This is a genomic window from Providencia sp. PROV252, assembly GCF_033676005.1.
GTDB classification, from domain to species: Bacteria; Pseudomonadota; Gammaproteobacteria; order Enterobacterales; family Enterobacteriaceae; genus Providencia; species Providencia vermicola.
This window is the reverse complement of record NZ_CP096294.1, coordinates 44,279-62,913: the sequence shown is the minus strand read 5'-3', so window position 1 is coordinate 62,913 and position 18,635 is coordinate 44,279. Positions and strand designations below refer to the sequence as shown.

Below are 18,635 nucleotides of genomic sequence, written 5' to 3'. Positions count from 1 at the left end.
ATAAACCGCCGCAAATGCTGTCGCGGCGGTTACTTTATCTTATTGTTTTACCACTAATTCCAATTCAACAGGAACAGTTGCTTCAACTTTTTCGCCTTTTAAGACTTTATCGGCAATCTGCACGCCGACAATACCAATTTGATCAGGACGCTGTGCGATTGTTGCGCCTAATTTACCGCCTTCTACGGCTTTAATGCCATCATTCGTGCCATCGAATCCTACAACTAAAACATCAGTACGACCCGCAGTTTGCAGTGCTCTTAATGCTCCCAGTGCCATTTCGTCATTTTGAGCAAAGACGGCTTGAACCGCTGGGTGTGCAGTAAGCAGGTTTTGCATGACGTTAAGGCCTTTGGTTCTGTCGAAGTCCGCAGGCTGACTCGCCAGTAAATTAAATTTGTGCTCTTTCGCACCCGTATTAAAGCCTTCACCACGTTCACGCGCGGCTGAAGTACCTGAAATTCCTTCTAGTTGAATAACTTTGGCTTCGCTACCTGTTTTTTGTGCAATATAATCCGCCGCCATTTTACCGCCCATACGGTTATCTGAAGCAACGTGACTGACTACCTCACCTTTATTCGCAGCTCTATCTAAGGTAATGACAGGGATTTTTGCTTTGTTTGCCATTAAGATAGAGTTACCCACTGCATCAGAATCTGTTGGGTTGATTAGCATCAATTTAGTTCCACGAACCGTTAAGTCCTGAACGTTTGCCAATTCTTTGGCAGGATTATCTTGTGAATCTAAGACAATCAGTTCATAGCCCAGTCTGTCCGCTTCTTTTTGTGCACTATCTTTCATCGTGACAAAGAAAGGGTTGTTCAATGTTGAAATCACTAACGCAATACTGTCTTTTGCCATCGCATTAACACTAACGGTTGCACTCAGTGCAACAGCTGATAACAATGTAGCTAATTTATTCAGTTTCATAATCGTTTTCCTGTAGGGTTATTTTTTATTATCAACAAGTACCGCAAGTAAGATGACGACCGCTTTGACAATCATCTGATAGTTAGACGAAATACCTAATAAGTTTAAGCCATTGTTTAAGAAACCTAGGATCAATGCACCAATCAACGTGCCGACAATACGCCCTTTTCCGCCTGCAAGGCTTGTACCACCGAGTACAACCGCTGCGATAGCATCCAATTCATACCCATTACCTGCCATAGGTTGAGCCGATGACAAACGTGCAACTTCAATCACACTTGCCAGTGCCGCCAGTAAACCACATAAGGCATACACAATAATTTTGATGCGATCGACGTTAATGCCTGATAAGCGAGTTGCTGCTTCATTGCCACCTAGCGCATAGATATAACGACCTAATCGAGTGTGATGCAACATGTACCATGCCGCAGCAAAAACAATGATCATTAACCAAACTGGGGTAGGAATACCTAATGGACGACCAATACCAAACCAACCAAATAAATCTGCATTATCACTAAAACCTGTATTAATTGGGCTTCCATCGGTATACACACGAGTAACACCGCGCAATAAAAGCATCATCACTAATGTTGCAATAAAGGCTTGAACTTTCCCTTTCGCGACAATGACCCCAGTGCATGCACCAATAGCCGCGCCAAGTGCTAGAGCGCCAGCAACAGCAACTAAAGCATTAACTTCAGCGCCCACCATTGATGCGGCGACTGCGCCAGTCAGTGCAAGTAGTGAGCCCACCGACAGGTCAATCCCTGACGTTAAGATAACCAACGTCATGCCTACCGCCATGATGGCGTTCACTGACGTTTGCTGCAAAATATTGAATAGGTTATTCACCGTAAAAAAATTAGGGCTTAATGTTGATACGATAGCAATTAAGACTAATAGCGCAATTAACGATTTTTGCTCCATTAGCCAAGCTTTGCTGAACCAGCGTTTTGATGATGCAGTTGTTGAACTCATACTGATAACTCCTGAACTGAGCCGTAATTTTTACCCACTGCGGCAGCCATTAAGGCTTCCTGAGTCGCGTCTTTGGCTGTGAACTCACCGCTGATATGACCTTCGTGCATCACCAATATGCGGTCACTCATTCCAATCACTTCAGGCATTTCTGAAGACACTAAAATGATGCTCAGCCCTTCTTTCTTAAATTGGTTAATTAGCTGATAAATTTCTTTTTTTGCCCCCACATCAACACCACGCGTTGGTTCATCAAGGATCAACACCTTTGGTCTAGTCATCAATCCTCGGGCGATAGCCACTTTTTGTTGATTTCCGCCAGAAAGGTTGCCAATGATTTGGTCCATTGATGGGGTTTTTATATTGAATAACCTAATGAAATCACTGACCGTTTGTTGCTCTTCACCATGTTTCAGGCTTCCACCTGCACGGCTGAAATACCGTAATGCCGTTAATGACATATTTTCCTTAACCGACATGCCTAGGACTAAACCGTCCCGTTTACGGTCTTCAGAAATATAAACAATGCCATTATTAAGGCCATCTTGCGGGGTTTTTAACGTGATAGGCTTACCATCAAGGCTGATAGTGCCTGCTTTCTTTGGTGCGGCGCCATAGATGATTTTCATTAATTCTGTACGACCTGCTCCCATCAAGCCTGAAACGCCTAAAATTTCACCACTTTTCAAAATAAAACTGGCGCTTGTTACTCCAGGGCCTGAAACACTTTCGAGCTGTAAACGAGTATCGCCTGCTTGAACATCTACGCGTGGGTATTGGTCTTCAAGTTTTCTTCCCACCATCATTTCAATCAGTTTTTCTTCTTCTAATTCGCTAACGGGTTTTTCGCCAATAAACTGGCCATCGCGAAAAACAGTCACATCATCGCAAATTTCAAAAATTTCTTTTAAACGGTGAGAGATATAAACAATACCGCAGCCTTGTGCTTTTAAGTCTTCAATAACGCGAAATAATGATTCCGTTTCCGTATCTGTAAGCGCATCAGTCGGCTCATCCATGATGATCACTTGGGATTGAAAGCTGAGAACCTTGGCAATTTCCACCATTTGTTGCTCACCAATAGAAAGCTCTGCAATGGTTTGGTGGCTATCATAATCAAGGTTAAGACGTTTTAGCAGTTTGTCCGATTCACTGAACATTTTTTTCCAGTCTATTTTGCCAAACGCACTGACAAACTCGCGTCCAAGGAAAATGTTTTCTGCAATAGTCAGCTCAGGGATCAGGTTTAATTCTTGGTGAATAATACCAATACCCGCTTCTTGGGAACTTTTAGGCCCATTAAACGCCACTTCTTTGCCAAGAAAGCGAATTTTACCTGCGTCTTTTTGATAGATCCCCGTAAGCACTTTCATCATGGTTGATTTGCCAGCCCCATTTTCCCCCACCAGCGCCATGACTTTTCCAGGATAGACATTTAATGTCGCACCACTGAGCGCTTTCACACCTGGAAATGATTTATCGATACCGATAAGTTCTAATAAAGGTTGCATAGTCACCTCAGAAAGTCACACCAGAACAAAGGATTATATTAGCAAATGGCGAACATTCCCCTGTTCTAATGACCGCTTTGCTGTCATGCGTCAGCTGTTTAAAGCGCTCATGACTACAATAGATAATTTCGATTTGATTGCCTTGCACAGTTTGTAGGTCATTCAAATGCGTTAAAATTGCCGTTTCCATGGTGGGATTCATCGCGCTAATTTCTTCAGCAATAATGGCTTTTTCTACCTGCATTTCTTGCGTAACGACCCGCAAAACAGCCATGAAATCGGGTAATCCTTGCGTTATTGCTAAATCAATCCGCTCAGGCCCTGTTGAAATGGGCAAACCTGCATCTGCCAGTGTGATTTGATCTGTATGACCTAATTTAGCAATCACTGAGGTAATATTGGCATTAAGCAGAACACCTTTTTTCATTTTTTCACCGCCATTCCTGATAAGCGAAACGTTTCGCTCACCTAATCATAGTTTAGATGAGTCACAACTCAATATTGATGATTGATATTTGTGATCGGTATCGAAACGTTTCGTTGGCGTTAAAGAAATAAAAAAGGATAACTAATTGAATAGTTTATAGCTGAATCGTTTCTATTGATTCATAAATAAACACACAAAAAAACATTCACAAACAATCAAAAACCCTTAAACACAATTATTGATAATAAATGCCATTGAATTTCATTTTCCCCCTAATTTATGTTGGTATATCAACTGTAATTTAAGATAAGTTGAATTATTTATCTTTAATAGTTGCAACAAGGAATAAAAAATGAATATGACATCGTCAATAAAATCAGTTAATCCAGCAACAAACAAAGTAGAAAAGATTTATGAAGAAATGAGTGCGGAGCAAGTCGATACAATTCTCACCAAAGCAGATACCGCCTACCTGACTTGGAAAAAAACTTCATTTACAGAGCGAGCGGCAATTTTACATAACATAGCAAAAGTTATGCGAGATAAAAAAGAACTTCTCGGAAAAATATGTACAACAGAAATGGGAAAGCTATTAAGTGAGTCAATAAGCGAAGTTGAATTATGCGCAAATATTTTTGACTACTATGCAAATGAAGGAAGCCGTTTATTAGCGGATAAAGAAATTGATGTTAAACACGGAAAAGCCTTCTTAACTTATGAACCAATCGGAGTACTCCTGACGGTTCAACCATGGAATTTCCCGTTTTATCAAATAACTCGAACAGCTGCCGCTAATTTAATGGCAGGAAATACCATTGTTTTAAAACATGCTTCAAATATTCCTCAATGTGCTGAAATGATGGAAAAAATATTTATTGAAGCAGGACTACCGGATGGGGTTTACAACAATTTATTCATTCCTGGCTCAAAAGTTTCTGCTCTTGTTTCAGATGAACGAGTCAAAGCCGTATCTTTAACAGGTAGTAAACCTGCAGGTTCCAATTTTGCCTCTGAAGCCAGTAAAGCAATAAAAAAATCAACCCTTGAGCTAGGAGGAAGTGATGCTTTTATTGTGCTAGCTGATGCAGATATTGATAGCGCGGTTGCGTCAGCGACTGCTGGCCGTCTATGGAATGCAGGGCAGGTTTGTGTTTCACCAAAACGTATTATTGTATTAGAAAACGTTGCGAAAGAATTTATCGCAAAAGCAAAAGCAATCTATGAAAAAATTATTGTGGGTGATCCAATGGACCCAGCCACGCAACTTGCTCCATTAAGTAGTGAAAAAGCGGTGAATGAAGTTGTTCATCAAGTTGAAGTAGCCGTAAAAGAGGGAGCAACACTGGTATTTGGAGGTAAGCGATTAGATCGTGAAGGGGCATTTATGCAACCCACAATACTGACAGATATAAAACCGAATATGAAAGCGTATTATGAAGAAATATTTGGCCCAGTTCTTTGTATTTATGCTGTAAAAAATATAGATGAAGCCATTCAATTAGCTAACGCGACTGAATTTGGTTTAGGTGGAACTGTCTTTGGTAAAAATGAAGCTGAAGCGATAAAAGTGGCTCGCCAAATAGTTTCAGGGATGGTTTATATCAATCATCCGACAGGAATTGCCCCGGAACTCCCCTTCGGTGGAACTAAGCTTTCTGGTTATGGTCGAGAACAATCACTTGCGGGAATTCGTGAGTTTGTGAATGAAAAATTAATTCGGGTTACCACGCCAGATGCACCTTATTAATCATTTTTAATCTTCAGTTAGGGCTCATGTTTTTTATAGACATGAACCCTAGCCTATTCAAATCAGCCTTATTCCTACTCAGATTTTCTCGCCTTAATACTGCTACACACGATTTAAATCAAATAACACAAAAGAAAAATGACAAAATTGATTGCGCTGTTTATAAAAGGGCAGATAACCTAAGAATTAAGCGTAACTTAAACATTATTGAATTTTGTTATTCAATGAAAAGGAATATCGATGCAATTATCTGAACGAATAGCTCAATTAAGCAATTACCTTGAAAGTGGTTTATATGAACGCCAGCAAGCTATTCGTTTGTGCTTATTAGCCACACTCAGTGGTGAAAGCGTATTTCTATTAGGCCCTCCCGGGATTGCTAAAAGCTTAATTGCACGAAGAATGAAATATGCCTTCCGTCATGCCCATGCATTTGAGTATTTAATGACGCGCTTTTCGACGCCTGAAGAAATTTTTGGGCCGTTATCTATTCAAGCTTTAAAAGACGAAGGGCGCTATGAACGCCTAACCAAAGGTTATTTACCTGATGCTGAAGTGGTTTTCTTGGATGAAATCTGGAAAGCTGGTCCAGCTATTCTTAATACGCTATTAACGGCTATCAATGAACGTAAATTCCGTAATGGTGATGAAGAAAAAGCTATCCCCATGCGTTTGCTCGTCACGGCTTCGAACGAATTGCCTGATGCAGATAATAGTTTAGAAGCCCTTTTTGACCGCATGTTAGTGCGTATCTGGCTTGATAAAGTACAGGAAAAACAAAACTTTCGGGCATTATTAACAGGAAAATCATCATTAGAAGAATCTCAAATCCCTGAACATTTAAAAATCAGTGATGAAGAATACCAACAGTGGCAACAAGAAATCCCTAAAATTACGCTGCCCGATCACTGTTTTGAGCTGGTCTACCAGCTGCGCCAGCAATTGGACGCCACTGACAAGCAAGTTTATGTCTCGGATAGACGTTGGAAAAAAGCCATTTATTTATTACAAGCAAGTGCATTTTTTAATGGCCGTAGCAGTGTTTCTCCCCTTGATATTGTGCTTTTAAAAGATTGCCTGTGGCACGATATGCAATCTATGAATGCATTACCGCAGTTAATTCAATCACTTTTACAAGAAGAGGGTTGGCAGCAACGTAAATTCACCCGTGAAATTGAGCAAATTTACCAACAGTGGATGTCATCTACGCAAGATCAAAACAGTCAAGATGCCTTTAAAGTGAATAAAAACAATGCGATGTTTGCCCGCAAGGCCTCATATGTGCTGCCTGAGTATGTTCAGGAAGGACGGATCACGCTGTTTTTACATCGTCCATTGCAATTGCATAATATGAAAGTGACATTTGTTACCACAGACAAAAAAGCACTCACTTTATTTTTAAATAAAGGTACGACGTTATCCGCACATTTAAACGGTATTGGTTTTGCACAAGAAATTGCCGCTGAAGTGAATAATTTAAATCAGATACAGTTATTAGATATAAGCCATCAATCATCAACATTATATATCCAAGATAAAACAGTGACACAAACCTCCGCATCAAATAACCAAGAATGGTTAGATAAGCTGGATAACATTCAATCTGATATTCAAGGCGCTCGCTATCAATTTGAAAAGCAGCAACCCAATCTTTTTATTGAACCCCATTGGTTGGCAGATATTGAGCAAAGTTTTCTACAACTTTCAGAAAAATTAACGCAATTACGTAATCAGATCACAGGGAAAGTGGCTGAATAATTATGATGAGTTTAGCCACTCTGGAGATGCTGCTTTCGGTTAATGAAAGCCAACTAATTGAAGAGATTATTATCTCGCTCCTTGCTACACCGCAATTAGCGGTATTTTTTGAAAAACACCCTCGTTTAAAAAAAGCATTGTTAAAAGACTTATCCAGTTGGAAAACAGACCTGAAACAGCGCTTACAAGATGCGTTAGTTCCCGCGCAACTTTCTGAAGAGTTTGAGTTGTATCGACAATCCCTTGGTATCTCAACGGATGCTTTTTTTACGCGGCTTCCTTCTGTAATAGAAAGGCTTAACCAAATCGACTCGCCGTTTTACCGAGAAGCAAATCAATTACAAAGTGGTAAAATTGAAAATCGCAGTGCAAGGCAAGCTTTGTTTGTACAAAAGTGGCGAGTCAGCTTAATTTTACAAGTCACCACCCTGCATAAAGAGTTATTAGAGCAAGAAAAAGAGCAATTGCTGGCGGAATTGCAACGCAGGTTAGCCTTGAGTGGAAATTTAGAAGATATTTTGGGTGAAAATGAGCGGGCAGCAGGACGTTTGTGGGATTTAAGCAAAGGGGTGAATATGAACTCCGCTTATAATGACCAGTTGTTAAATCGCTACAGTGAATTTTTACGTCAGCAGCCTGAACTCGAAAAAATAGCTCAACTATTAGGGCGCAGCCAAACAGCGCAAGCTATTCCTGATGATAGCGTGGTTTTAGAACCGATGACCATCATGGAGAAAGTACCAGAGACAGTGCCTGAACAAGTTAATGGCTTAAACCAAAGCGATGATATTTTGCGTTTATTACCCGCTGAACTTGCGATGTTGGGTATCGAAGAAATTGAATTTGAGTTTTATCGAAAATTACTGGAAAAGCAGCTATTAACTTATCGATTGCAAGGGGATAGCTGGCAAGAGAGAAAAGTACTACGCCCTATTACACATCACCATGATGAAGAGCAACCTAGAGGACCATTTGTGGTGTGTATTGATACATCAGGCTCAATGGGCGGGTTAAATGAGCGTTGTGCAAAGGCATTTTGCCTTGCGCTAATGAAAATTGCGTTAGCCGATAACCGCGCGTGCCATGTGATGCTGTTTTCTACGGATATTGTGCATTACGATTTATTATCTGCAGATGGGCTGGAACAATGCATTCGGTTTTTACATCAAACATTTAAAGGCGGAACAGACCTTGCAGCATGTTTGCAAGAGACAACCGTTAAACTAGAGTCTAAGCAATGGATGGATGCTGATGCTGTGGTCATTTCTGATTTTGTAGCTCAACGTTTGCCCGATGAACTCATTCAAAAAATAAAAACCATGCAGAAGATAGGGAAATACCGCTTCCATGCGGTATCTGTGTCAAACTATGGGAAACCCGGCATCATGAAAATCTTCGACCATATTTGGCGCTTTGACACCGGGTTAAAAAGCAGGCTTTTACGCCGCTTTAGTCGCTAATTACAGCATACCTTCAACAGATTCTTGCATGTCTGGCGCCCAAACACCGCATTGAACTTGGCCAATGTGCTGGCGTTGCAGAAGTAGCATCACTAAACGGGATTGGCCAATACCACCACCAATAGTTTGTGGCATTTCACCTTTTACTAGTGCTTGGTGCCATTCTAGTTCCATCCGTTTTTCATCTTGTGTCAGGCTTAATTGACGCGTTAAGCATTCAGGGCTAACACGGATCCCCATGGAAGACAGCTCAAATGCGTCTTGTAATACAGGGTTCCACACAAGGATGTCCCCGTTTAAACCACAAAAACCGTCTTCGTTTTCTGTTGTCCAGTCGTCATAGTCTGGAGCACGTACATCGTGAGATTCACCACTGGATAACTTACCACCGATACCAATAAGGAAAACAGCACCAAGTTCCTTCGCGATTGCTCGCTCACGGCCTTTAGCATCAAGGTCAGGGTAGCGCTGTAACAGCTCTTCACTGTGGATAAAGTGAATTTGGTCTGGCAGGAACGGTGCCAGTCCAAACTCTTTACTTACGGCAGCTTCTGTTTCTTTTATTGCCTTATAGATTTTACCCACTGTCTGTTTCAGATAAGGAAGTGTACGCTCCTCATCTGCCATCACTTTTTCCCAATCCCACTGATCGACATAGACGGAGTGGATTGGGGTTAAGCGATCTTCGTCCGGACGTAACGCTTTCATATGCGTATAGAGTCCTTGGCCTTCACTGAAACCAAAACGACCTAACGTTTTACGTTTCCATTTAGCCAATGAGTGCACCACTTCAAAGGTCGCACCTGGGATTGATTTCACTTTTACTTGAACCGCTTTTTCACTGCCTGATAAGTTATCTTGTGTACCATCACCAAGACGACTCAGGATAGGCCCTTGAACTTCAATTAGACCGAGTTCTTTTTCAAGTAAACGTGAGAAATAGGATTTTACAAAACTAATTTGTTGCTGATGTTCAATGAATGACTTGTCCATAATTTATTACCCATAATTTGTTTGCTGTATTAGCTGATGTATAGATTAAGCAACAAAATGAGGTATAAATTCAATATCCATCATTAAAAAAAGCCTTTCCTATTTATTTTAATTAAAAAAATAGGTATAAAAATGAATAATCGTTAAAATAGAGGTAAAATAATGCCAGAAAATTATCAAATCGATAATCTCGATCGTGACATACTTCACGAATTAATGAGAAATGCACGTACACCTTATGCAGAATTAGCCAAAAAATTTGCAGTAAGCCCAGGGACAATTCATGTCCGTGTCGAAAAAATGAAGCAAGCAGGGATCATTAAAGGCACCCGTATTGATATAAACCCAAAACAGTTAGGTTTTGATGTCTGCTGCTTTATTGGCATTATTTTAAAAAGTGCAAAGGATTACCCAACAGCATTAAAAAAATTGGATGCCTTAGAAGAAGTGGTCGAGGTGTATTACACAACTGGTCAATACAGCATTTTTATTAAAGTCATGTGCAAATCAATTGATGCCCTGCAAGACGTACTTATCAACAAAATTCAAACAATTGATGAGATTCAATCTACGGAAACCCTGATCTCCTTACAGAACCCGATCTTACGTACAATCAACCCTTAGAAAAAAAAATGATATAACCACATTATCCACAGGTAGATCCCAGCTCATTCACAGCGTACAATAGCGCCCTATTATTGTGAAAGAGAATCACCATGACAAAAGTAACCTTAATAAGTGGCAGTACAATGGGCAGTGCAGAGTACGTTGCTGAGCACATGGCTGAGATTTTAGAAGAACTTGGTTATGAAACAGATATTCAACATGGCCCAGAGCTTGATGATTTAACACTTGAAGGCATTTGGCTGGTGGTGAGTTCGACTCACGGAGCAGGTGATCTACCTGAAAGTATTCAACCGTTCTTTGATGCTATAGAAGAAAGCTCACCAGATCTCAGCCAAGTGATGTTTGGTGCTGTTGGGATCGGTAGCTCGGAATATGACACTTTTTGTGGTGCGATCCACAAACTAGATACCCTATTAAGCGAAAAAGGGGCTAAACGGATCGGTGAATGTTTTGAAATAGACATCCAAAAACACGAAATCCCAGAAGATCCCGCAGGGGAATGGGTTAAAATTTGGGCAAACGAACTATAATTCGGTCAAAATAGCATCAGTCAGCTGTGGATAACTCAGGGTAGATCCCTTTATTAACCCGTAGTTATCCAGAGTATAAGTTTTAGGGCCACCAAGGCCTGTGCATAAGTACCCATTTTGATCCCAGCTTATACGCAATTGGATCACGGATCATTCACAGTATATGATCCTTTACATTTTTATGATCTTTAAAGTGAAAATCCACTTATCCACAGAAACCGATGATCCTAATAAAAGATCTAATAAAGAGATCTTTAAATAAAAAGATCTTAATATTATATAGGGGAGAAACCTAAGCTTGGTCTCTTCCTCAAACTTGAGTAGAATTCTCTCCTCAAATGCACAGTCAGCATTTTCTAACGTTTAAGGTTCACACATGTTTTATCCAGAGCAATTTGACGTCATCGTAATTGGTGGTGGTCATGCCGGTACTGAAGCAGCAATGGCAGCTGCACGTATGGGGCGTCAAACCCTATTACTGACTCACAATATTGATACATTGGGCCAGATGTCTTGCAACCCAGCCATCGGTGGGATCGGTAAGGGGCATCTGGTCAGAGAAATTGATGCACTTGGTGGTTTAATGGCCACAGCAACTGACAAAGCTGGCATTCAATTTAGAACATTAAATGCCAGCAAAGGCCCTGCTGTTCGAGCTACTCGAGCACAAGCGGACCGCGTTCTCTACCGCCAAGCGGTTAGAACAGCTTTAGAAAACCAACCTAATCTAATGATTTTCCAACAACCTGTTGAAGATTTGATTGTTGAAAACAATCAAGTCACAGGAGCGGTTACTCGCATGGGCTTAAAATTTAAAGCCAAAGCAGTCGTCCTAACTGTTGGGACTTTCCTGGATGGAAAAATTCATATTGGGTTAGAAAACTACAGCGGTGGTCGTGCAGGTGATCCACCATCAATTTCCCTTTCTCAGCGTTTAAGGGAATTACCATTACGTGTTAACCGTTTAAAAACGGGAACACCACCGCGTATTGATGCAAGAACTATTGATTTCAGTCAGTTAGCTCAACAGCTAGGTGACGACCCAATGCCCGTATTTTCATTCTTAGGTTCGCAAGATCAACATCCACAACAGATGCCTTGCCATATCACCTATACCAATGAAAAAACGCATGATGTGATCAGAAATAACCTTGATCGTAGCCCAATGTATGCAGGGATCATCGAAGGGATCGGCCCTCGCTATTGCCCATCGATCGAAGACAAAGTCATGCGCTTTGCAGACAAAGACTCACACCAAATTTTCTTAGAGCCAGAAGGTTTAACCAGTAACGAAATCTATCCGAACGGGATTTCCACCAGCTTGCCTTTTGATGTGCAAATGCAGATCGTGCACTCTATGAAAGGGATGGAAAATGCAAGGATCATTCGTCCTGGTTATGCAATAGAGTATGATTTCTTTGACCCACGCGATCTCAAACAAACTCTGGAAAGCAAATTTATTAATGGCTTGTTCTTCGCTGGTCAAATTAATGGGACTACAGGTTATGAAGAAGCGGGTGCACAAGGGTTACTTGCAGGCTTAAATGCTGCACAACATGCCTTTGGCTTAGAAGGCTGGTTCCCACGCCGTGACCAAGCATATATGGGGGTTCTGGTTGACGATCTTTGCACACTCGGCACTAAAGAACCATATCGTATGTTTACCTCACGTGCAGAATATCGTTTGATGTTACGTGAAGATAACGCAGATTTACGTTTAACAGAAAAAGGCCGCGAGTTAGGCTTAGTCGATGATATTCGTTGGGCTCATTTCAACAACAAAGTTGAACTGATTGAAAAAGAACGTCAACGTTTGAAAGACATTTGGGTTCATCCTAAATCGGATAACCATACAGAGATTGATGGTATCTTAACCGTTCCTTTATCCAAAGAAGCTAACGGTGAAGATTTATTACGTCGTCCTGAAATGACTTATCAAATGCTAACTACGCTAAACTTATTTGCGCCTGCAATTGATGATCCACAAGCCGCTGATCAAGTTGAGATTCAAGTTAAATACGAAGGTTATATTGCGCGTCAGAAAGAAGAGATCGAAAGACAGCTGCGCAATGAAAACACTTTGTTACCTGTTGATCTTGATTACAAACAAGTGAAAGGCTTATCTAACGAAGTTATGGCAAAGCTGAACGATCACAAACCAACATCGATCGGCCAAGCTTCGCGTATTTCGGGGATCACCCCTGCAGCAATCTCTATTTTGCTTGTATGGTTGAAAAAGCAAGGCATGCTACGCCGGAGCGCTTAACATGGATTTATTATCAAAACTCAATCAATTGCTTGCAAAAACAGATATTGATTTAACGGAAAAGCAAAAACAGCAGTTAGTTAATTACGTTGGGTTATTAGTTAAATGGAATAAAGCCTATAACTTGACCTCTGTGCGTGACCCACAACAAATGTTAATTCGTCATATCATGGATAGCATAGTGGTGAACGGTCAACTCAACGGGCAACGCTTTATTGATGTTGGAACGGGCCCTGGCTTACCAGGCGTTCCTTTGGCTATTGTTCGACCTGACGCCCATTTTGTTTTATTGGACAGTTTAGGGAAGCGTGTACGCTTTTTAAAACAGGTTCAACATGAGTTAGGACTAACTAACATTGAACCTGTTCAATCGCGAGTTGAAGAGTACCCTGTTGGAAATGGTTTTGATGGTGTCATTAGCCGCGCATTTGCATCACTGAACGATATGCTAAGCTGGTGCCACCATTTACCGTCATCGGATGGACGTTTTTACGCACTTAAAGGTATCATTCGTGATGATGAAATGGTTCTGCCAGAAGGGTTTGCTATTGAGTCTATCACTGAACTTCAAGTGCCAGAACTTGATGAACAACGCCATTTAGTTAAAATTTCGATGAAATAAAGTTGCTTTCTATCAAATTATTTTATCTTTTAGAGCGATAGCCGAATGTTGAAAAACGGACGGCTATTTTTCGTTTTGAGCAAATAACAAAAACTCAGATTTTACGCATTATTTACACGGCAATAACGAATAGGTTTCAAAAATAATACGTTGAATGGAAAAAGTGAATGTAAATGCCTATTTTAACTTAATCGATTTAGCTAATAAAATAGTTAACAGTGAAATATTTGATTTATAGATTCGTTATTTAGCTTAAAAAATGTATTTCTTAATTATTTGATTTACAGATTAAATCTAATTTTTTTTGTGAAGAAAGTTGAAGGAATAAATAAAGCGAATAAAGCTAAATGTGATTAATGTCACAATTAAGTGAATGAATGTAGCAATTCATTAACTATTTATTAATTATTATGGCGACAATTCTGCGCTGACTCGAAAAAATTAAATATTTATTCACCTTTTCGCTACTTACTGATTGAATTCATTTCGCCTGCCCGTATAATTTGCACGTTTTTGTCTCTTGACACATTTACGCAAAGGCAGTTTTATACAACACTTAGCGTTTCTGAGGCTGAGAAGAGCTGGGAGTATACAAAAAGTTATGTCTGTATCCCTTTATGACAACAAGCATGCTGTAAAGCAGTTGTCTGTTCAGTTTATAACTTTAGTGATCCTCAGTGGGGCTTTCTGTGCAAATAGTATAGAATGGGGGGCCTCTGCTCTTGCTGGTGGGTTAGCATGCTGGTTACCAAATATCGTATTTATGCTGCTAGCACAATTTCAGAAAGCAAAAGAAGAGGATGAACCTGTCCGCATTGCCTGGTTCTTAGCATTAGGAGCAGGGCTAAAGGTTGTTACAACTATCGTTGTTTTAGTTGTTGCTTTCGGTGTGTTCAAAGCGTCATTAACACCACTGGGTTTGACCTATTTAGCGGTGCTAATTGTTCAGATTGTTGCACCAGCCGTTTTTAAACGGTAAGTATTTTTAAACTACAAAAGGGTAAGAGGCATCATGTCTGCATCAGGAGAAGTGATGACTACAGAGGATTACATAGGCCACCATCTGAGAAACCTTCAGTTGGACCTGAGTACCTTTAAGTTGGTCGATCCCCACGCTAGTCCAACATTTTGGACGTTGAACATTGACTCGCTTTTTTTCTCAGTAGTTCTCGGGGCTCTGTTCCTGTGGCTATTTAGAAGAGTTGCAGCCAATGCGACTAGTGGCGTACCCGGTAAGTTACAGACTGCAATAGAACTGATCATTGGTTTCGTTGATAACTCAGTCCGTGATATGTATCACGGTAAGAGCAAAGTTATTGCTCCTTTAGCATTAACGGTGTTCGTCTGGGTATTCTTAATGAACCTGATGGATTTACTCCCAATTGATTTCCTTCCGTATATTGCTGAGCATTATCTCGGGTTACCTGCACTACGTGCAGTACCAACCGCAGATGTTAGTGTCACTCTATCGATGGCTATTGGTGTGTTTATCCTAATCCTCTTTTACAGCATCAAGATGAAAGGAATTGGCGGATTTACTAAAGAGCTCACAATGCAGCCTTTTAATCATCCTGTCTTTATTCCAGTCAACTTGATTCTTGAAGGGGTAAGCCTGCTGTCAAAACCTGTATCACTCGGTCTGCGACTGTTTGGTAACATGTATGCAGGTGAATTGATCTTTATTCTTATCGCGGCTCTGCTTCCGTGGTGGTCACAGTGGTTGTTAAGCCTACCTTGGGCTATCTTCCACATACTGATTATTACGCTACAAGCCTTTATTTTTATGGTTCTGACTGTTGTCTATCTGTCGATGGCATCTGAAGAGCACTAATTTTATTAATCAATAATTGTATTAACTGAAACAAACTGGAGACTGTCATGGAAAACCTGAGTATGGATCTGCTGTACATGGCTGCCGCTGTGATGATGGGCTTAGCGGCGATCGGTGCTGCGATCGGTATCGGCATCCTAGGTGGTAAATTTTTAGAAGGTGCTGCTCGTCAGCCAGATTTAATTCCTCTGCTGCGTACACAGTTCTTTATCGTAATGGGTCTGGTCGATGCTATTCCGATGATTGCTGTTGGTCTGGGCTTGTATGTAATGTTCGCTGTTGCCTAATTAACGTAGAACATTAATTCACTAATGAATAAGAGGTATTGTCTGTGAATCTAAATGCAACAATCCTCGGCCAGGCTATCGCGTTTGTCCTGTTTGTTTGGTTCTGTATGAAGTATGTATGGCCACCGATTATGGCGGCCATTGAAAAACGTCAAAAAGAAATTGCTGACGGCTTATCTTCTGCAGAACGTGCTAAAAAGAACCTGGAACTGGCGCAAACCGACGCAACCGACCGACTGAAAAAAGCGAAAGCTGAAGCTCAAGTCATCATTGAACAAGCGAATAAACAGCGTGTTCAAATGATTGATGAAGCAAAAGCAGAAGCAGAAGCAGAACGTGCAAAAATCGTCGCACAAGCGCAAGCTGAAATTGATGCTGAGCGTAAACGTGCACGTGAAGAGTTACGTAAACAGGTTGCGATGCTTGCTATCGCAGGTGCCGAGAAGATCATCGAACGTTCCGTGGATGAAGCTGCTAACAGCGACATCGTTGATAAACTAGTCGCTGAACTGTAAGGAGGGAGGGGCATGTCTGAAATCGCTACTGTAGCTCGCCCCTACGCCAAAGCAGCTTTTGACTTTGCTGTGGAAAACCAAGCTGTCGAAAAATGGCAGAATATGCTGGCCTTCACCTCACTGGTGACGCGCAATGAACAGGTTGGTGAGCTGCTTTCTGGTTCTATTGCACCAGAAACATTAGCTAAAACGTTTATCTCTGTTTGTGGAGATGAAATTGACGAGCATGTTCAGAATCTGATTCGTGTGATGGCAGACAACGGGCGTTTAACGACGCTACCAGAAGTATTAGCTCAATTTATTCAATTGCGCGATGCTTTGGAATCAACCATTGAGGTTGATGTCATCTCTGCTAACGAACTGAGCGAACAGCAGTCAGCTAAAATTTCTGCAGCGATGGAAAAACGTCTGTCACGCAAAGTTAAGCTGAATTGCAAAATTGATAAGTCTGTTATTGCTGGAGTGATCATTCGTGCTGGAGACCTCGTTATTGACGGGAGTATCCGCGGTCGCTTAGAGCGTTTAACTGACGTCTTGCAGTCTTAAGGGGACTGGAGCATATGCAACTGAATTCCACCGAAATCAGCGAACTGATCAAACAGCGTATTGCTCAGTTCGATGTTGTGAGTGAAGCTCACAATGAAGGTACGATTGTATCCGTTAACGACGGTATCATTCGTATTCACGGTTTAGCCGAAGTCATGCAGGGTGAGATGATCGCACTGCCTGGCAACCGTTACGCTATCGCATTGAACTTAGAGCGTGACTCTGTTGGTGCGGTTGTCATGGGTCCTTATGCCGACTTGGCAGAAGGCATGAAAGTTAAATGTACTGGTCGTATTCTTGAAGTTCCAGTAGGCCGTGGCCTGTTAGGACGTGTTGTGAATACACTGGGTCAACCAATTGATGGTAAAGGTCCTGTTGATAACGATGGCTTCTCACCTGTAGAAGTTATTGCACCAGGCGTTATCGATCGTCAATCCGTTGATCAACCTGTACAGACTGGTTATAAATCAGTCGATGCGATGATTCCAATTGGTCGTGGTCAGCGTGAGCTTGTCATCGGTGACCGTCAAACAGGTAAAACTGCTTTGGCAATCGATGCGATCATCAACCAACGCGACTCAGGTATCAAATGTGTGTACGTGGCTATCGGCCAGAAAGCGTCTACTGTTTCTAACGTAGTTCGTAAACTGGAAGAGCACGGCGCACTGCAAAACACTATCGTTGTTGTTGCTACAGCATCTGAATCAGCTGCTCTGCAATACTTAGCACCATATGCTGGTTGCGCGATGGGTGAATATTTCCGTGACCGCGGTGAAGACGCACTGATCGTATACGATGACCTGTCTAAACAGGCTGTTGCATACCGTCAAATTTCACTGTTGTTACGTCGTCCACCAGGACGTGAAGCTTACCCTGGTGACGTTTTCTATCTGCACTCACGTTTACTTGAGCGTGCTGCTCGCGTTAACGCTGAATACGTAGAAAACTTTACGAAAGGTGAAGTTAAAGGCCAAACAGGTTCACTGACGGCTCTGCCTATCATTGAAACCCAAGCTGGTGACGTTTCTGCATTCGTACCAACAAACGTAATTTCGATTACAGATGGTCAGATCTTCCTGGAATCTAACCTGTTTAACTCTGGTATTCGTCCAGCGGTTAACCCAGGTATTTCAGTATCTCGTGTTGGTGGTGCTGCTCAGACTAAAATCATTAAGAAACTGTCTGGTGGTATCCGTACTGCACTTGCTCAGTATCGTGAACTTGCAGCGTTTGCTCAGTTTGCTTCCGACCTCGATGACGCGACTCGTAAACAGTTAAGTCATGGTCAAAAAGTCACTGAACTGCTGAAACAGAAACAGTATGCACCGATGTCAGTAGCAGAGCAGGCACTGTCTCTGTTCGCGGCAGAACGTGGATTCTTGGATGATGTTGAGTTAGCGAAAATTGGTGCGTTTGAAGCTGCTTTAGTTTCTTTTGCACAGCGCGAGCATGCTGACCTTATGAACGAAATTGGCCCGGCTGGTAGCTATAACGATGATATCGAAGGCAAGTTGAAAAAACTGCTCGAATCATTTAAAGCAACTCAGTCCTGGTAATACTATTCGGCCCGAATTTTTAGGGCCGTCTGGTTAATAAGGAGAAGC

General features: G+C 41.5%; 18 protein-coding genes. 13 read left to right on the top strand and 5 right to left on the bottom strand.

The genetic code is table 11. From position 1 onward, the window contains the following. Positions 1-39: 39 nt before the first annotated feature. The 4 genes from rbsB to rbsD are packed head-to-tail and all read right to left on the bottom strand — an operon-like array spanning position 40 to position 3,849. The gene (gene rbsB / locus M1F05_RS00250; RefSeq protein WP_206085485.1) at positions 40-930 is read right to left on the bottom strand and encodes a ribose ABC transporter substrate-binding protein RbsB; all 891 of its coding nucleotides are present in this window, start codon (positions 928-930) and stop codon (positions 40-42) included. 18 nt (positions 931-948) lie between these two features. Then, positions 949-1,911 carry a ribose ABC transporter permease gene (gene rbsC, locus M1F05_RS00245; protein ID WP_047756542.1) on the bottom strand — a complete coding sequence of 321 codons (963 nt, stop codon included), beginning with the start codon at positions 1,909-1,911 and terminating at the stop codon, positions 949-951. Continuing rightward, positions 1,908-3,422 (bottom strand): ribose ABC transporter ATP-binding protein RbsA, encoded by a 1,515-nt coding sequence (gene rbsA / locus M1F05_RS00240; protein ID WP_206085487.1) that lies wholly within the window; start codon positions 3,420-3,422, stop codon positions 1,908-1,910. The genes rbsC and rbsA overlap by 4 nt, the downstream gene beginning before the upstream one ends. Positions 3,423-3,429: 7 nt before the next feature. Next, the gene (gene rbsD / locus M1F05_RS00235) at positions 3,430-3,849 is read right to left on the bottom strand and encodes a D-ribose pyranase (RefSeq protein ID WP_206085496.1); all 420 of its coding nucleotides are present in this window, start codon (positions 3,847-3,849) and stop codon (positions 3,430-3,432) included. 352 nt (positions 3,850-4,201) lie between these two features. Here rbsD and M1F05_RS00230 point away from each other — a divergent pair, with 352 nt between their 5' ends. The 3 genes from M1F05_RS00230 to viaA all read left to right on the top strand — a co-directional run bounded on the left by M1F05_RS00230 (position 4,202) and on the right by viaA (position 8,814). Next, positions 4,202-5,596 (top strand): NAD-dependent succinate-semialdehyde dehydrogenase, encoded by a 1,395-nt coding sequence (locus M1F05_RS00230; protein WP_206085498.1) that lies wholly within the window; start codon positions 4,202-4,204, stop codon positions 5,594-5,596. A gap of 240 nt (positions 5,597-5,836) precedes the next feature. Further along, positions 5,837-7,354: an ATPase RavA gene (ravA, locus tag M1F05_RS00225; RefSeq protein WP_206085507.1), complete on the top strand. Its 1,518-nt coding sequence runs from the start codon at positions 5,837-5,839 to the stop codon at positions 7,352-7,354. A gap of 2 nt (positions 7,355-7,356) precedes the next feature. After that, complete coding sequence (gene viaA / locus M1F05_RS00220) at positions 7,357-8,814, top strand: ATPase RavA stimulator ViaA (RefSeq protein ID WP_206085509.1); 1,458 nt, start codon at positions 7,357-7,359, stop codon at positions 8,812-8,814. Here the strand turns inward: viaA and asnA are convergent, their stop codons facing one another. After that, a complete protein-coding gene (asnA, locus tag M1F05_RS00215; RefSeq protein ID WP_206085511.1) occupies positions 8,815-9,807 on the bottom strand; it encodes an aspartate--ammonia ligase in 993 nt (330 codons plus the stop codon). 162 nt (positions 9,808-9,969) lie between these two features. Between asnA and asnC the strand changes: the two genes are divergently transcribed. From asnC to atpA, 10 genes are all read left to right on the top strand, one after another. Then, on the top strand, positions 9,970-10,431 hold the full coding sequence (asnC, locus tag M1F05_RS00210; RefSeq protein ID WP_206085513.1) for a transcriptional regulator AsnC: 462 nt from the start codon (positions 9,970-9,972) through the stop codon (positions 10,429-10,431). Positions 10,432-10,523: 92 nt separating this feature from the next. After that, positions 10,524-10,964: an FMN-binding protein MioC gene (mioC, locus tag M1F05_RS00205; RefSeq protein ID WP_206085515.1), complete on the top strand. Its 441-nt coding sequence runs from the start codon at positions 10,524-10,526 to the stop codon at positions 10,962-10,964. A 376-nt stretch (positions 10,965-11,340) separates the two neighbouring features. Continuing rightward, positions 11,341-13,230, top strand: coding sequence for a tRNA uridine-5-carboxymethylaminomethyl(34) synthesis enzyme MnmG (gene mnmG / locus M1F05_RS00200; RefSeq protein WP_206085517.1), 1,890 nt, complete (start codon positions 11,341-11,343; stop codon positions 13,228-13,230). A gap of 1 nt (position 13,231) precedes the next feature. Beyond that, on the top strand, positions 13,232-13,852 hold the full coding sequence (gene rsmG, locus M1F05_RS00195; protein ID WP_206085519.1) for a 16S rRNA (guanine(527)-N(7))-methyltransferase RsmG: 621 nt from the start codon (positions 13,232-13,234) through the stop codon (positions 13,850-13,852). Positions 13,853-14,453: 601 nt separating this feature from the next. Beyond that, complete coding sequence (gene atpI, locus M1F05_RS00190) at positions 14,454-14,831, top strand: F0F1 ATP synthase subunit I (RefSeq protein ID WP_206085521.1); 378 nt, start codon at positions 14,454-14,456, stop codon at positions 14,829-14,831. Positions 14,832-14,864: 33 nt separating this feature from the next. Next, a complete protein-coding gene (atpB, locus tag M1F05_RS00185; protein WP_042846803.1) occupies positions 14,865-15,683 on the top strand; it encodes a F0F1 ATP synthase subunit A in 819 nt (272 codons plus the stop codon). Between the two features lie 47 nt (positions 15,684-15,730). Next, positions 15,731-15,970, top strand: coding sequence for a F0F1 ATP synthase subunit C (gene atpE, locus M1F05_RS00180; protein ID WP_004093904.1), 240 nt, complete (start codon positions 15,731-15,733; stop codon positions 15,968-15,970). Positions 15,971-16,014: 44 nt separating this feature from the next. After that, complete coding sequence (atpF, locus tag M1F05_RS00175) at positions 16,015-16,485, top strand: F0F1 ATP synthase subunit B (RefSeq protein ID WP_004906301.1); 471 nt, start codon at positions 16,015-16,017, stop codon at positions 16,483-16,485. Positions 16,486-16,497: 12 nt separating this feature from the next. After that, a complete protein-coding gene (atpH, locus tag M1F05_RS00170; protein WP_206085529.1) occupies positions 16,498-17,031 on the top strand; it encodes a F0F1 ATP synthase subunit delta in 534 nt (177 codons plus the stop codon). A 14-nt stretch (positions 17,032-17,045) separates the two neighbouring features. Further along, positions 17,046-18,587, top strand: coding sequence for a F0F1 ATP synthase subunit alpha (gene atpA / locus M1F05_RS00165; RefSeq protein ID WP_206085531.1), 1,542 nt, complete (start codon positions 17,046-17,048; stop codon positions 18,585-18,587). Positions 18,588-18,635: the final 48 nt, after the last annotated feature.

Bases quoted from the DNA above. Each gene is read 5' to 3' on its own strand.
- rbsB (WP_206085485.1), bottom strand. From the start codon at position 930: ATGAAACTGAATAAATTAGCTACATTGTTATCAGCTGTTGCACTGAGT.
- rbsC (WP_047756542.1), bottom strand. From the start codon at position 1,911: ATGAGTTCAACAACTGCATCATCAAAACGCTGGTTCAGCAAAGCTTGG.
- rbsA (WP_206085487.1), bottom strand. From the start codon at position 3,422: ATGCAACCTTTATTAGAACTTATCGGTATCGATAAATCATTTCCAGGT.
- rbsD (WP_206085496.1), bottom strand. From the start codon at position 3,849: ATGAAAAAAGGTGTTCTGCTTAATGCCAATATTACCTCAGTGATTGCT.
- M1F05_RS00230 (WP_206085498.1), top strand. From the start codon at position 4,202: ATGAATATGACATCGTCAATAAAATCAGTTAATCCAGCAACAAACAAA.
- ravA (WP_206085507.1), top strand. From the start codon at position 5,837: ATGCAATTATCTGAACGAATAGCTCAATTAAGCAATTACCTTGAAAGT.
- viaA (WP_206085509.1), top strand. From the start codon at position 7,357: ATGATGAGTTTAGCCACTCTGGAGATGCTGCTTTCGGTTAATGAAAGC.
- asnA (WP_206085511.1), bottom strand. From the start codon at position 9,807: ATGGACAAGTCATTCATTGAACATCAGCAACAAATTAGTTTTGTAAAA.
- asnC (WP_206085513.1), top strand. From the start codon at position 9,970: ATGCCAGAAAATTATCAAATCGATAATCTCGATCGTGACATACTTCAC.
- mioC (WP_206085515.1), top strand. From the start codon at position 10,524: ATGACAAAAGTAACCTTAATAAGTGGCAGTACAATGGGCAGTGCAGAG.
- mnmG (WP_206085517.1), top strand. From the start codon at position 11,341: ATGTTTTATCCAGAGCAATTTGACGTCATCGTAATTGGTGGTGGTCAT.
- rsmG (WP_206085519.1), top strand. From the start codon at position 13,232: ATGGATTTATTATCAAAACTCAATCAATTGCTTGCAAAAACAGATATT.
- atpI (WP_206085521.1), top strand. From the start codon at position 14,454: ATGTCTGTATCCCTTTATGACAACAAGCATGCTGTAAAGCAGTTGTCT.
- atpB (WP_042846803.1), top strand. From the start codon at position 14,865: ATGTCTGCATCAGGAGAAGTGATGACTACAGAGGATTACATAGGCCAC.
- atpE (WP_004093904.1), top strand. From the start codon at position 15,731: ATGGAAAACCTGAGTATGGATCTGCTGTACATGGCTGCCGCTGTGATG.
- atpH (WP_206085529.1), top strand. From the start codon at position 16,498: ATGTCTGAAATCGCTACTGTAGCTCGCCCCTACGCCAAAGCAGCTTTT.
- atpA (WP_206085531.1), top strand. From the start codon at position 17,046: ATGCAACTGAATTCCACCGAAATCAGCGAACTGATCAAACAGCGTATT.